At 45.6% G+C, this 14112-nt stretch carries 13 protein-coding genes; 1 reads left to right on the plus strand and 12 read right to left on the minus strand.

Features of this window, described 5'->3' with window-relative positions; all coding sequences use genetic code 11:
* Positions 1–254 precede the first annotated feature (254 nt).
* Entirely contained in the window at positions 255–1178 is a 924-nt protein-coding gene (locus FHQ23_RS09440) for a cupin domain-containing protein (protein ID WP_139608592.1), read from the minus strand.
* Between the two features lie 129 nt (positions 1179–1307).
* Here FHQ23_RS09440 and FHQ23_RS09445 point away from each other — a divergent pair, with 129 nt between their 5' ends.
* Entirely contained in the window at positions 1308–1646 is a 339-nt protein-coding gene (locus FHQ23_RS09445) for a carboxymuconolactone decarboxylase family protein (protein ID WP_139614104.1), read from the plus strand.
* Between the two features lie 54 nt (positions 1647–1700).
* Here FHQ23_RS09445 and FHQ23_RS09450 read toward each other — a convergent pair whose 3' ends face one another.
* The 11 genes from FHQ23_RS09450 to FHQ23_RS09500 form a co-directional block, all read right to left on the minus strand.
* Positions 1701–2045 (minus strand): cation:proton antiporter, encoded by a 345-nt coding sequence (locus FHQ23_RS09450; RefSeq protein WP_176552294.1) that lies wholly within the window; start codon positions 2043–2045, stop codon positions 1701–1703.
* Between the two features lies 1 nt (position 2046).
* Positions 2047–2331, minus strand: a complete 285-nt coding sequence (locus FHQ23_RS09455; RefSeq protein WP_139612196.1) for an MrpF/PhaF family protein — start codon at positions 2329–2331, stop codon at positions 2047–2049.
* Entirely contained in the window at positions 2318–2695 is a 378-nt protein-coding gene (locus FHQ23_RS09460; RefSeq protein ID WP_139614106.1) for a Na+/H+ antiporter subunit E, read from the minus strand. Before FHQ23_RS09460 ends, FHQ23_RS09455 begins: the two co-directional genes overlap by 14 nt.
* Entirely contained in the window at positions 2692–4161 is a 1470-nt protein-coding gene (locus FHQ23_RS09465; RefSeq protein ID WP_139614107.1) for a complex I subunit 5 family protein, read from the minus strand. Before FHQ23_RS09465 ends, FHQ23_RS09460 begins: the two co-directional genes overlap by 4 nt.
* Positions 4161–4589, minus strand: a complete 429-nt coding sequence (locus tag FHQ23_RS09470) for an NADH-quinone oxidoreductase subunit K (RefSeq protein ID WP_139614108.1) — start codon at positions 4587–4589, stop codon at positions 4161–4163. Before FHQ23_RS09470 ends, FHQ23_RS09465 begins: the two co-directional genes overlap by 1 nt.
* A gap of 5 nt (positions 4590–4594) precedes the next feature.
* On the minus strand, positions 4595–5023 hold the full coding sequence (locus FHQ23_RS09475; protein WP_139614109.1) for an MnhB domain-containing protein: 429 nt from the start codon (positions 5021–5023) through the stop codon (positions 4595–4597).
* Positions 5010–7385 carry a hydrogen gas-evolving membrane-bound hydrogenase subunit E gene (mbhE, locus tag FHQ23_RS09480; protein WP_139614110.1) on the minus strand — a complete coding sequence of 792 codons (2376 nt, stop codon included), beginning with the start codon at positions 7383–7385 and terminating at the stop codon, positions 5010–5012. The genes FHQ23_RS09475 and mbhE overlap by 14 nt, the downstream gene beginning before the upstream one ends.
* Positions 7386–7940: 555 nt before the next feature.
* Positions 7941–8753: an ATP-binding cassette domain-containing protein gene (locus tag FHQ23_RS09485; RefSeq protein ID WP_132966866.1), complete on the minus strand. Its 813-nt coding sequence runs from the start codon at positions 8751–8753 to the stop codon at positions 7941–7943.
* Positions 8750–10741 carry a dipeptide/oligopeptide/nickel ABC transporter permease/ATP-binding protein gene (locus tag FHQ23_RS09490; RefSeq protein ID WP_139614112.1) on the minus strand — a complete coding sequence of 664 codons (1992 nt, stop codon included), beginning with the start codon at positions 10739–10741 and terminating at the stop codon, positions 8750–8752. Before FHQ23_RS09490 ends, FHQ23_RS09485 begins: the two co-directional genes overlap by 4 nt.
* On the minus strand, positions 10741–11694 hold the full coding sequence (locus FHQ23_RS09495; protein ID WP_139614111.1) for an ABC transporter permease: 954 nt from the start codon (positions 11692–11694) through the stop codon (positions 10741–10743). Before FHQ23_RS09495 ends, FHQ23_RS09490 begins: the two co-directional genes overlap by 1 nt.
* A gap of 71 nt (positions 11695–11765) precedes the next feature.
* Positions 11766–13313: an ABC transporter substrate-binding protein gene (locus FHQ23_RS09500; protein WP_139614113.1), complete on the minus strand. Its 1548-nt coding sequence runs from the start codon at positions 13311–13313 to the stop codon at positions 11766–11768.
* Positions 13314–14112 lie beyond the last annotated feature (799 nt).

A 14112-nucleotide genomic window follows, 5' to 3' on the forward strand; every position in this document is an offset into this window, starting at 1 on the left:
AACTCAAAATATAAACAAAAATCAACAGACCCTAGGGTGTATTGAGCTTTTAAGTATTAAAACTAATCCTTTTAGCCTAGCAAGGCAAAGCTGTACTAGGTTACGCATAGATCAGCCGCTTTGCGGCTGCTTCAGAGAGGCAAAGCCTCTCATCAATGCTTAACCGATTGCGACTGTAGGTCGCTGTCGGATAAAATCACACTCTTTTTGCTTGATTTATAAACACAAAAGATCAACAGCCCCTAAATTTCCAGCTATTTTTCTATGCGCTGTACCCGGTATTTACTTGGGGAGATGCCGTATTTCAGTTTGAAGGCTTTGCTGAAGTGGGCTTCAGATTGGTAGCCGACTTCCAGTGCCACCGCCAAAATAGATTTGTTGGTGTTGCATAGCAGCAATTCGGCTTTTTGCATTCTTAATCCCGTTAAAAATTTTCCCGGTAAGGTACCGGTTTTGCTTTTGAAAAGACGGATGAAATTGGCGCGCGACATGGTGCTCAGTTCTGCCAGATTCTCCATGTTCCAGCTGTTTTCTGGATTTTGTAGCATGGCATTCACTGAGTGGTATAGACGTTTGTCTTGCAGTGCGCCTAATACGCCGTTGGTCACGTCTTGGCTGCGTTGGATATAATCGCGTGTGAGGTAGGTAAACAGTACATTACACAACGCATTGACAACCGAAACCGTACCGATTTCCAACAAGGCTTCTTTCTGCAGCAATTCTAGTAGTGCGGCAACCGAACTGTTGTTGCCGGACAAATACCAATATTCAGGCAAAATCGCTGGTAATGTTGAATGCCCGGAGTAGTGAAAATAGCCACAGAACATTTCAAAATCGTGGGACGCTTGGTTGTTGGTGCGTAAGGTAAATGGACCGTGTTGTAATTGTTGAAGTGCGGTCAGTGGTGTATTTTCTTCCGTTGCAACCGCACTTTGATGCTTGCTGTCGATACGGTGGGCGAGACCGTGTGGCAGAAAAAATACATCACCGGGTTTTAAGTGATAACTCTGTTGATCATTTAATGTCAGGCGGCATTCCCCTTTTGAAATAATGTGAAAAATACCAAGTGCTTCCGGTTCTTGTTGGTGTTTGAGCTGCCAACTACCTTGAAAGCGGCAAAGCACGTTAATTTTGCCCTCTACTTGGGCAAGTTGTATCAGTCGATCGAGATAGTCCATGGTCATATTTCCGCTTAAGATGAATAAGATAAAAAATGATACTATATAACAATTTATATTGCCTTATAATATCAATAATAAGCGCCGTTAGCCAGCGTATTTACCTATTATTGAAATCAGGAGAACAAAATGTTTGCAGATTGGAAAAATGATGTGAGCCATGTGAAAAAATCTTTCGGACAATTAGGACAGAAATATCCCAAAATGTTGCAAGCTTACGGCGCATTGAATGCGGCTGCGGCGGAAGGCGATGTATTAGATGCTAAAACTCGGGAATTGATTGCATTGGCTGTGGCGGTGACAACACGTTGTGAAAGTTGTATCGGTGTGCACGCTGGCGAAGCGATTAAAGCCGGAGCGAGCGAAGAGGAAGTTGCCGCCGCGTTGGCGACAGCGATCGCCTTAAATGCTGGTGCGGCTTATACTTATTCGTTGCGTGCGTTGGAAGCCTTTAACGAGCAGAAATAGTCACTTTAACCGCACTTTGAATAACACCCTGTTTATGCATAAATGGGGTGTTGTTTATTTGTCGGGATTTTCTTGATAGGGTGTAACCGCCGAATGGTCTTTTTCGCTGAGCAGACGAGTATCTTTAACCGCAGCACGAGCCAGCATGTGTGACGCCAGTGGCAGTGTGAGGATCAGGAAAAAACTCATAATCGTTAAACGCAGTGTCCATGCCCACTCTTGTGCCAGCAAAATTGCTGCCAACGAAATCAAGGTGATCGCCAAAGTACCAGCTTTGGTTGCGGCGTGCTGTTTGCTTAAAGTATTAGGCAAAATACGAATCCCAAGTGCGGATACGACCAGACTTAATCCGCCGAGCAGTAATAAAATAATCCCCAGTATCTCAAGAATGGTATTCATGTTATTTGTTCTCTTGCTGTTGTGCATCATTTTTACGCCGAATCACGGCAGACCAACCGACGGTGCCGATAAAGCCGATTAAAGAAAGCCCGATGGCAACGTCTAATAATACGGTACGTTTGATCATTAACGAGGCGATGATACACAGAATCAACGCCGCAGCTAATAAAATATCTAAAGCAACTATGCGATCGGCATCATCTGCACCTTTTTGAATTTGAGCAATCACCAATAAAATGGCAATGAGTGCGCAGACCACAACAAAAATCAGGCTAAACTCCAGCATTTTTTCCTCGCACAGCTTGTTTGGCAAATAGTGTCATAATATAAGGTTCAAATTTTTGTCTGATTTCACGGATAGATTCATCACTTTTTTCAGTGTCCAAAATATGTAGCAACAGCCGATTATCTTCGCTGTCGATCGCCAGTAATGAAGTTCCCGGCGTCAGACTGATCAGACAAGCGAGCACGACTAAACCATTTTCGTTGACATTAGGGATCGTTAAGCTGGTGTAGCTGTCTTGCAACGATTTTTTCAATCCAAATTGTAGTTTGATGATCAGCAACAGGGTTGCAAAACCAGATTTTAGCATCAAATATAAAAATTGCAGGCTGAGCTGTAACATGGCGCAGATTTTTTTGACGATCACAACAAATCTCCCAATTGCAGTGCCGCACGATGACTAAAATCGTACAGCAGATTTGGCAATAAGCTGATGAATAGGATGGCGATACATAAAATGCTGATGGCGATTACCGCCGGTTTGACATTTTGTCGCACTGTGGGTTGCCAGACGCTGCTGCTGTCGCAAACCAGCGGATGTGGTTTACAGAACGCTTCAAACCAGATTTTCATCATGGAATAGAGCGTAAGTACGCTGACGATGAGCGCAATCGCAGTCCAAAGAGCTCGACCTTGTTCAATCGTTTCACGTAACAATAGTACCTTTGCCCAGAAGCCAGAAAATGGCGGAATGCCGACCAACGACAGCGCCGGAATAGCGAAAAGGATCGCCAGCCAAGGTTTGATATTATACAGTCCGCCGATTTTGCGCAGGTCATAACTGCCAGCATAGAGATAGATGACGCCAGCAATCAAAATCAGGCAGGCTTTGACAATACTGTGATGAAAGGTGTAATAAATAGCGGCAGTATTTCCATCAGGGCTTGCCAATGAAATGCCGAGCAAGATGTAGCCGATTTGCGAAATACTGTGAAACACCAAAATCCGACGCATATCCCAATGATAAGCCGCACCCAGTACGCCGACCACCATCGTGCAGATTGCGATCCAAGCCAACACCAGCTGCAAGATGTCGATGGTCGGGGTGAAGACTTGGGAAAGTGAGCGTAGTAAGGTATAAACAGCCACTTTGGTTAATAGTGCTGAGAACAGTGCCATCACTGGAATCGGTAGCGTATGATACGAGGCAGGCATCCAAGTGAACACCGGAAATGCAGCGACTTTGATCAATACTGCAACAATAAACAGTGTGATCATCATCAATTTTGTTGCTGGGTTGATGCTGCTCAGTGCCGCTTGCACTGCCTGAAAGTTAAGGTTGCCGGTGCTGCCGTACAGTAATGCGATAGAAGTCAGCAATAACAGCGTGCCGAACAGGTTCAACACCATATATTTGAAAGCGGCGTCCAGTTGGGAAATTTTGCGCCCAATGGCCAATAAGCCGATGGCGCAGATCAAAATGACTTCGAACCAGACATACAGGTTGAAGAAATCCTGCGTGATAAAGCTGCCATTGACCCCAGCGATCAAGCCAAAAATTAATGGGAGTGTCAGTGAGTTTAGCGGACGAGTACTTAAACCGGACAGCATAAACAGCAGGCAACAGAACGTGATCAAGGCAGAAATGGTGAGCATGATATAACTCAATACATCGATCTGAAACCCGATTCCATAGGGCAACTGCCATTCACCGAACTGTGAAGACAGCGTTTGCTGTTGCAGCGGACTGTACAGCATGAAGTGATTGAGCAGGATCAACAATGCCGACAGCAGTCCGACCCAATATTGTGCGGTTTGGCGGTAACGCAGAATAACAGTGATCCCTGCTGCTAACAGTGGCAACAAAATGGGAGAAGTGACTAAAAAATTCATTAACACAGATCCTTACGGTATTTTTTAAACCCATCGCTATCATCATGATCAGGATGAATCGCCGGTTTATGCCCGCTGTTATTCAGAGGCTCAGCTTCACGCCATTCATTGATATCGTCGGTGCCTAGTTTTTTAATCAGCTTAATCATTAAGACAACCGAAAAACAGGTGAGAGCAAAACCGATCACAATTGCAGTTAAAATTAATGCTTGCGGCAGTGGATTAGCCGGGTTCTCAATAATATCTTGTCCGAGCGGCACTACCGCAGGAACCGTTGAATACACCCGACCGGAGAGCAATATAATGAAATTGACGGCATTGCCAAGCAGCATTAAGCCGATCACAATTCGTAGTGCGTGACGGGACAGTAGCAGATAGATCGCGGCAATCAGGGTGATCCAAAGGGTAATTAAAATAACTAACGTCATAATCTCTACTCCGTGGTTTCCAACAACATAATGGCATATCCGCTGACCACGCCCCAGATACAAAGATATACGCCTAAGTCAAACAGCAACACCGTCGAAATTTTATAGTCAAAAAAGAATAACGGTATCGTTGCCCAAAAGTGATATAAAAAAGCATGTCCGCTCAGCAGCGCAGGTAATCCGGCAGCAGCGGCAAGTAGCAGTCCGCAGGCTGCCAGATTCAGTGGTGAAGCGAATGGTAATTTTTTCATTGCCTGCTTGGCGGAAAAGGCGATCGCCCACAAAATTGAAGCGGCTGCTGCCAATAAACCAGCGATAAAACCGCCACCGGGTTCATTATGACCACGCAAGAGAATCACTAAAGAGGTCAGCAACACAATCCAATATAGCGGAAGTGCGGTTTTGCTTAACAGGAGAATCTTATTGGGCTTCATGTTGCACCTCTTGGTTTTTCTCTGCTTTATTGCGTTTCAGCAGTCCGGTCTGACGTTTCAGTTCACGCAGCAGCGGGCGGGCGGCAAGCAGTGAGAACAGCATCACAGCAACTTCGCCAAACGTATCCAATGCGCGGAAATCAACCAAAATCACGTTGATGATATTGCGTCCGTAGGCTTCAGGCACACTGTTTTCAATATAAAAATCGGAAACACTATGGTCGAAATCCAGCCCCAGCATCACTAACAACGTGACCAGAATAATACTGGCAACCAGCACCGAAAGTAGCAGTGTGAACAGCAGTTGTTTCGGGTGTTTGCGCCGATCTTGCGGACGGTTGAAATCCGCTGATTTGCTTTGAATCAAAATGATCAAAATCGACGATAAAATAATCACTAAAATGGTTTCTACCACAAATTGGGTCAATGCCACATCGGGGGCAGAAACAAACACAAACAGCAGTGCAGAACCAAAGCCGACCAAGCCCGAATTGAGCAATAAAATAAAGGGCTTGGCAGACAACATCACGAAAATCGCGCCAATGCATATCAGGGCGGCGGCACTGATCAAACCAAGACTCGGTCGTGGATCCAACAGCGTAGTGATATTGACGCTAATGTTAACCCCTTGCGAAATAGCCCAGAGCAAGCTGAGCGTCAGGCTGATTAAGGTAAAGCCCAGCATCCAGCGGATATAACCGGAAAGTAGCCCATGTTGAAATCTGCCGGTAACTTTGGCGGTCAAAGCCGGAATTTGATCGACGATACGGGTATAAGTTGCAGCGCCGCCCCACTGTGGGAATAGCTTCAAAAAGCGATCGAAAGCGTAGTGCAGCCGATCCCAAAAATAGAAGACGATCAGTCCGAACAGTACTGTTGCCAAAATAGTTAAACCGGTGGTTTGCAGAGCTTCCCAGTTAAAATACAAATCGACATCGCCGATGGGTTTTGAGGTAATAGTTTGTGCCGCAATTTTAATAAAGGGAATTGCCAATTGTGGTGTTAAACCGATAAATAAACCGACAATCGCCACCAGTGCCGGCGCCAGTAGCATTTTGATCCGCACTTCCTGCACATGTGGCGTGATGTTGTTGCCAGGGTGCAGCCAAAATACCCGAATCGCAGCAACAGCGGCAACCGCGACCGCGATAATACTGAAAATGATGTTGCCATAAGCACTGAACGGCAGAGTATCATCAGCTTCTTTGGCAACTGTCAACGCTTCTTTAGCGATAAAACCGAATGAAGTCGGCATACCAGCCATGGAAAGTGCGGCTAATATAGCCACGGTTGCCGTCCATGGCATATAGCGTTTTAAGCCACCGAGATGGTCAATAATCCGCGTGCCGGTAGCATGATCGATATTGCCAGCGACAAAAAATAGCGGCGCTTTGTACAGTGCATGTGCTAACACAAATGTCACCACCGCAATTGAGGCAGAGCTGCTATCTAAGCCGATCAGCACCACCATCGTACCGAGCGACGCCACGGTTGACCATGCCAAGATTTTCTTTAAATCTCGTTCCCGCAGCGCCAACATCATGCCCCAAGCGGCAGTAATCGAACCGACAGTTTGCAAAATCTGTTGCCACAATGCCCAATCGGAAAGGGCATAATCCAGTCTTGCCAATAAGAAAATCCCTAATTTCACCATGGTTGCCGAGTGTAAATAAGCCGATACCGGGGTTGGCGCCGCCATTGCATTTGGTAGCCAAAATTGGAACGGAAACTGAGCGCTTTTGGTAAACGCCCCGATTAAGATCAGCAGCAAAATCCATTTAAAGTGCGGTTGTGAGAGGTAATCTGGTAATATTTTGATGATTTCTGAAATTTGCGCCGTGCCGGTTAACTGCCACAGCCACAAAAATCCGGCTAACATACATAAGCCACCGCTGCCAGTGACCAGCAACGCTTGCTTGGCGGAAGTGCGGTTTTCTTCGGCTTGGTAATTAAACAATACCAATAAAAATGAGGTGATACTGGTTAGCTCCCAAAACAGGAAAAACAGCAGCAGATGATCGGAAATCACACAGCCGATCATTGCCAGCATAAACACAGTCAGCAATACATAGAGCCGTCGCAGTTGAGGGTGATCGGCGAAATAACCGGCAGCATACAGATATACTGCACAGCCGATGCCGGTGATCAACGACAGCATCAGTAGCGAAAGTCCGTCAATATAGATCAAAAAATTGATGTTGAGCAGACTGAACCAAGGCAATTGGTATTGATAGGCAGGTTGATAATTGCTTATCCAAAGAAAAATCACGGTGATCAATCCGCTCAGCGGCAGTAAGCTCCAAAGTATTTTTTCAATTTTTGTCGGAGTTTTGCCGGATAACGTCGGGTCAATATGTGCCATGCCTGAATAATCACCTTATGCTGAAATAAAAATCGGCTTATAAAACTATCTGTTTTGACAGCGATAGTCAACCTTTGTAGGAATCCGAACAGGATAGACAGGTATTTTTTCTTTTTACGATAGTGATTTTTTTGTGTTTACTATCGGGTTTCGCCTGAACGGCGACCATACTTTTCTTTGCTTGTGCAAAGAAAAGTAGGCAAAAGAAAGCCCCCCTATTGAACTGCTGATCTTCGCTCCGTGTAAATTTGTTTAACGGAAAATTTTTAATTCGCTCGCGTTGCGGGCAGACTCGCTGCGCTCAAACAGAAAAATTTACCTACAAATTTCACACCCGCTCAGGCAGTTCATAAGGGAAACTAAAAAACACGGCGCAAAGCATCGAATTTTATACCGCACTTTATACTTCGAACTTTGTGATAAGTGAAAGTCCGGTGAGGTTGATCTTAAATCCCCATTTGTAGTGCCTGAGGATACGATAATGAATATCAAAAAAGCTCCCTTGTTGAGAAAGAGAGCTTTATGTTGGTGCGGCCTATAACTGCCGTCTGTGGATTATAGTAATGATGGAGCTGCGCCGAGTAGACGACGAGTGTAATCCTGTTGTGGGTTTTCAAAGATTTGATTGGAAGAACCGCTTTCGACGATTTTTCCGGCAAACATCACCACAATTCGATCGGATACTTGACGTACCGTTTGAATATCGTGCGAGATAAACACCATCGCCAAATTCAACTCTTTTTTCAAATCCGCCAACAAATTCAGCACCTGCGCCCGAACAGAAACATCCAGTGCCGATGTCGGTTCATCCGCCACAATCAGGGACGGGTTCAGCGCTAATGCTCTGGCGATGGCAACCCGTTGTTTTTGCCCACCGGACAAACGGGTTGGTTCCACTGCGGCGGCAGAACGTGGCAAGCCGACGCGAGAAAGCAGTTCATACACCCGTTTCTCCCGCTCGTGCGGCTGTAGCACGTTATGAATATCCAATGGATCACGTAGAATGTCGAATACCTTCATGCGTGGATTAAGTGCGGTTGCCGGGTCTTGGAAAATCACCGATACTTGTCGCCCAAACTGTTTGCGTGCTGCGGCACTGCCGTACTGCATTTTCAGACCGTTGAATTTCACTTCGCCGGAGGTTGGTGGTTGCAGCCCAATCATCACATTGGCAAGTGTTGATTTGCCACAGCCGGATTCGCCGACGATGCCAACTGTTTCACCGGCACTGACGTGGAAGTCTACACCACCGACTGCGGTGACTTTGTTGCGGCTGAATAGCGAACCGTCACGCGAAGGGAACTGCACCACGATATCTTTTAAGTTGATGATATGTTGTGGTTTGATGACTTTGATACTGCTGCTCATACATTCTCCCCTTGTGTGGTATGATGTTTCTCTGCTAAGTGCGAAGCCCATAAATGGTTAGGCACATCGCCAGCCGGAACCAACGGCAGTTTTTGTTGCGGATTGGCATCTGGACGCAAGGAGCGACCTGCAAAGCGGTCACCTGTGGCAAAATCATAAGGCGACGGCACGCTGCCCGGAATTTGGTATAATCGTTTTGCACGTTCTTCAGTGGAAAGTACCGAGCCGAGCAAGCCACGGGTATATTCGTGCATTGGATTTGCCAATAATGGTGAAGTTGGTGCGCTTTCAACCACTTGACCGGCATACATTACCGTGATGTGGTGTGCCATTTGTGCTACTAAAGCAAGGTCATGACTGACGAATACCATCGCAAAGCCCAGTTTTTCGCGTAATTCATTCAACAGTTTGATCACTTCCGCTTGTACCGTCACATCAAGTGCGGTCGTCGGTTCGTCGGCAATCACCAGTTTCGGCTCTCTTGCTAACGCCATCGCAATCAATACCCGTTGCCGTTGTCCGCCTGAAAGTTCATGTGGATAGCGGTTTAACGTTTTGGACGGATCGAGTTTTACCCATGACAGCAGGGTTTCAGCGGTGTGTTTGCTGCCACGATTGATGATCTGCGCCATTTGTGCTTTGATTCGCATCGATGGGTTCAAGGCGCTTAACGCATCTTGATAGATCATCGCAATCTCAGTGCCGCGCAGCTGATTCAGTTGAGTTGAAGTCAGCAGATCATGCTCTTTGCCACTGCGATCACAGAATGTGATGTTGCCGCTGATTTTAGCCGATGGTGGCAATAAGCCCATAATCGAGAAAGCGGTGATTGATTTGCCACAGCCGGATTCACCGACCAGACCCATGGTTTCCCCTTCATTGACGGTGAAACTGATGTTATCCACTAACGGGGTTTCACCATAACGACTCGGGAAGCGGATAGAGAGATTTTTCACCTGTAAAATCGGTTTGGCAGTTGGATCTAACTGCATACGATCAGTACGGGTGATCTCTTTGTTATGCAAGTTAAATAGGTAGCGCTTCAGTGCCAACCCCTCAGCCATCGCCTCTTGCACATCGGTGCTCAGAATGGTTGCCGGTTTTTCTTCGCCACTGTCGGTGCGCGTGGTTTTGCGCAATTTAGGGTTGACCAACGCATCGGTTAAACCTTCTGCCAGAATGTTTAATGCCAACACAGTTAACAAAATGGTTAAACCGGCAAAAGTTGTTGCCCACCAACCACCGTTTAAGACTAAATTACGACCGTATGCGATAACATTCCCCCAAGATGGTGCAGGCGCTTGTACCCCGGCTCCTAAGAAGGAGAGTGATGCTTCGAACACGATGGCATCAGCCACCATCACGGTTGCGAATACCAACACCGGCGCTGCAGTGTTGCGCACTACGTGTTTAATCAAAATATAAGGACGGCTGGCCCCCAGCACACGCTCGGCACGAATATAGTCTTCTTCCCATTGGGAAACGACATTGGCACGCACGACACGGGCAAGTTGTGGGGTATAAACCACCGCAATCGCCAGAATAATCATCGGTAGAGAGTTACCAAATGTCACTAATAACACCGCGGCTAGTGCAATCGCCGGGAAAGACATCATGATGTCCATCAAACGCATGATGGTTTCATTACCCCAACGGCTGGCGGTGGCGGCAGTGGAGCCTAAAATTGCACCGAAAAGAATGGCTAAACCGACCGAACCTAAACCGATAATCAGTGAGGTTTGCGAACCGTACACCATGCGTGAGAACACGTCGCGACCTAAGCGATCGGTGCCGAACCAGTTATTTAAGCTTGGGGCTTGTGCTGGAATGCCGCTAGCGAGCGGATCATGGGTTGCTACCCATGGTGCAAAAATAGCCACCAGTGCAATCAGAAAAATAAAGGAGAGCGAGAGTTTTGCGCTAAACGGCAGTGCTTGAAAGCGGGCGCCACCGCTAGCTAAACGTTTACTTAAACCTTGACGTAGCATCATAAACCCCGGATTCTTGGATTAATCAATAAATACAATATATCAACGATGATATTGACCAAAATAAAGGTGAATGCAATCGTTAATACAACCCCTTGTACTAAATGCAGATCATGATTCACAATACCGTTGAAAATCAATTTCCCCATTCCCGGTAAATCGAAAATTTGTTCGATAACCACGGCACCACCCAACAAGTAACCGACACGTAGCCCTAACACCGTCACTGGCGTGATCAGTGCATTACGCAATACATTATAGCGAATCACTGTGGAGTAAGGCACGCCGTTACCAATGGCAGTACGGACATAGTCTTTATCCATCTCTTCCACCATGGTGGTGCGCACTACTCGGATTAACGAGGCACAAACTGGTACGGCAAGTGCCAAAGAGGGCAATGTCATCGAAAGAATGTAGTCTTTCGGGCTTTCACTGAAAGGAACAAATCCGCCAGACGGGAAAATGTCATGGTCTAGTGACAACCATTGAATCAATAAGATCCCTAACCAAAATGACGGAGTGGCAACAGCGGCAACAGAGAGTAAACGAATAACTTGATCAACCCAGCGATCGCGATAAAGTGCAGCTAATACGCCTAAACTAAAAGAAACAATTGCAGCAAAAAAAACACCGATAAAAGTCAATTGCAGGGTTAATGGAAAGGCTTTGGCAATCAGCGCACTGATTGGTTGTTCCGGTGGCATGGTGACACCGAAATCAAAATGAAATAAGTTGACGATATAACGTCCGTATTGAACCAAAATAGGGTCATTTAAACCGTGTGTTTCCCGGTATAGGGCTTTGGCAGCTTCGCTGGCGCTGTCTCCTAGTGCAATAATTGCCGGGTCACCGGGACTGAGTTGCAGAATAACGAACACTAATGCCGTCACCCCGAACATCATCACCGGTAGGGCAAGCAAGCGCCGCAACAGCAAACGCAACACAATTTCCATATGGTTATCTCCAAATAAAGCAATGAGTTAAGAAACGCAGGTATCTTGCGATACCTGCGGAATGGCTTTTGTTATTTGCGACCGGTGCCGATGAAAGACAAACCGGTTGTTGGTAATGGTTGGAAGTCGCTGAGTTTTTTCGCATCCCATGCGGTAGGCAGTTTGCGGTGGAACAATGGATAAAGCGGAACTTGATCAGCGATGATATTGATGGCTTCGCCCCAAATTTTCTTCGCTTCAGCATTGCTTTTCGCTTTAACAGCGTCGTCCAACAGCACTTGCACTTTGGCATATTCTGGGGTGTTGCTCCAACGATAGCGGTTTTTCGCCCAAACATCACCGCGGTACCACCAGCTCATTAACAAGTCAACGTCATTACCGAATACCGATGGGTCTCCAGGGGCAATAACCACACCAAAATCACCGGATGGGATAGCTTGACCATATAATGCACCGGATTGCAGATGCTCTAAGGTGACTTTAACGCCCGGAATTTTGTTCCAAGATTCCAAAATTAACGGCGCACAGTCTTTCACCCAAGAGTGGTCAGTTGCCAATAGTTTGAATGACAAGTTGGCTACACCGGCTTCTTTCAATAATGCTTCCGCTTTTTTCACGTCATAGTCATACTGGGTTGAAGCTTTCACATAATCGGCGTGAGTGGTTTGCAAGAATGAGGTCGCAGGCTCTGCGTTACCCATCAGTGCGGTATTGATTAGGGCTTGGGTGTCTAAACCGTAGTGTAACGCTTGACGCACTTTTGGATTATCAAACGGTGCTTTTTCACAGTTGAACATCAGGAACAATAAGCCAAAAGATTGTACAGATTCAACCGTTTGACGTTTTTGTAAGCGAGTGACATCCAGATATGGCACACTTTCCATTGCTTGGGTACGACCAGATTCTTGCGCAGTAACACGGGCGGAGTCATCAGACAGTAAGAACCACGTCATGTCTTTCACTTGTGCCGGATAGATACCATTATAGCTGTCGTGAGCCGCAAATACGATACGATCATCTTTCACCGCAGAAACAAATTTGAACGGACCGGAACCAACTGGCTCAGCGTCGAATTTAGCGGCACCAACGGCCTCGATTACATGTTTTGGCACGATTTTAACGATAGTCAAACGATCTTTAAACAACGCAAACGGATATTTCAGTTTAAATTCAACTGTTTTGGCATCAAGTGCGGTCACTTTGTCGATGTAAGGAATGAATTGAGCAAACAATGATTTGTTGTCAGGGTTCAAGACACGCTCAAAGGAGTAAACCACGTCTTCGGTAGTAACCGGTTTGCCATCGTGGAACGTTGCACCGTCACGTAAGGTGATGTGCCAAGTGGTGTCGTCAACTTGTGCCGGCTCAGCCCCTGCTAATGCCAAATAAGGCTTGCGAGTGGCTGGGTGTAGATCCACTAAGCCTTCAAAAATATGCAGGTTAGCCGCATAAGAAGATGCACCACTGGAAGTTAACGGGTCGAAACCGGTTGACAGTGGATAAGCAATCCCGGCTTCGATGCTGCCTGAGACCGCAGCTTTAGCAAAAGCTGGATTGGTGAAAGTTCCTAACGTTCCTGAGAATGCCAGTCCGGCACCAACACCGCCCATAAGTTTCATAAAATGACGGCGTGATTCGTTATGTGATGTAGTCATATGCAACGCTCCTGTTTTGTTTTTGCTTAGTGTCTGTTTAATATTTCTATCGGTTTATTGATAAGTTGTAATAAACGTTAAGCTCATCTCTGACCTGCAACTGCCTCACCATTTATGGAATACAAGACGAGAAATGTGAATTCATAAACTCCACAAAATATAAAATTCATGAAGTGTTTTTATCCATGATAAAAATATCATGAAGTGTAGCTATCATAATTCTCCCCTCGACTAGGGTCAATAAGAATCCCAATAAAAGCGAGATGTTTTTTAGAAAGTGAGAACTAAGTCACAACTGGCTGTAGATAGCCGAACAAAACCGCCTTTCAGACGGCTGAAATCTGGATGCGTAAGACAAAAGTATGTTTTTTCGTCAAACAAATGTAAGGAATGAAAAAGGAATATTTTTAATCTAACGTATTGTTTTATATGAATAAAAAATTTCGAATAAATTTGGAGTGAATTTTTGTAATTTTATTTATTTTATTTGATCCGCTTCACAAATTTATGTCTATTTTTAAATAAATAACAAAATCATTTGGTTAATAGCCTAGTTTTCATTTATGATAATGCTAATAGTTATCATTAATGAGACTATTAAACAATATATTAAAACTAGCAAGCATAGGCTATGAAGTGGGATTTCAAATCGGCAAGATTATCTGTCGGTATTGCTAACTCATTCATAGCCTAAGCATTTTGTATAATCTTAGGTATTACAATGAAAATTAATCAACCCAAATTACTTCATTTTAAAATGAAG

The sequence above is a fragment of the Testudinibacter crocodili genome, from assembly GCF_006228025.1.
GTDB lineage: Bacteria > Pseudomonadota > Gammaproteobacteria > Enterobacterales > Pasteurellaceae > Chelonobacter.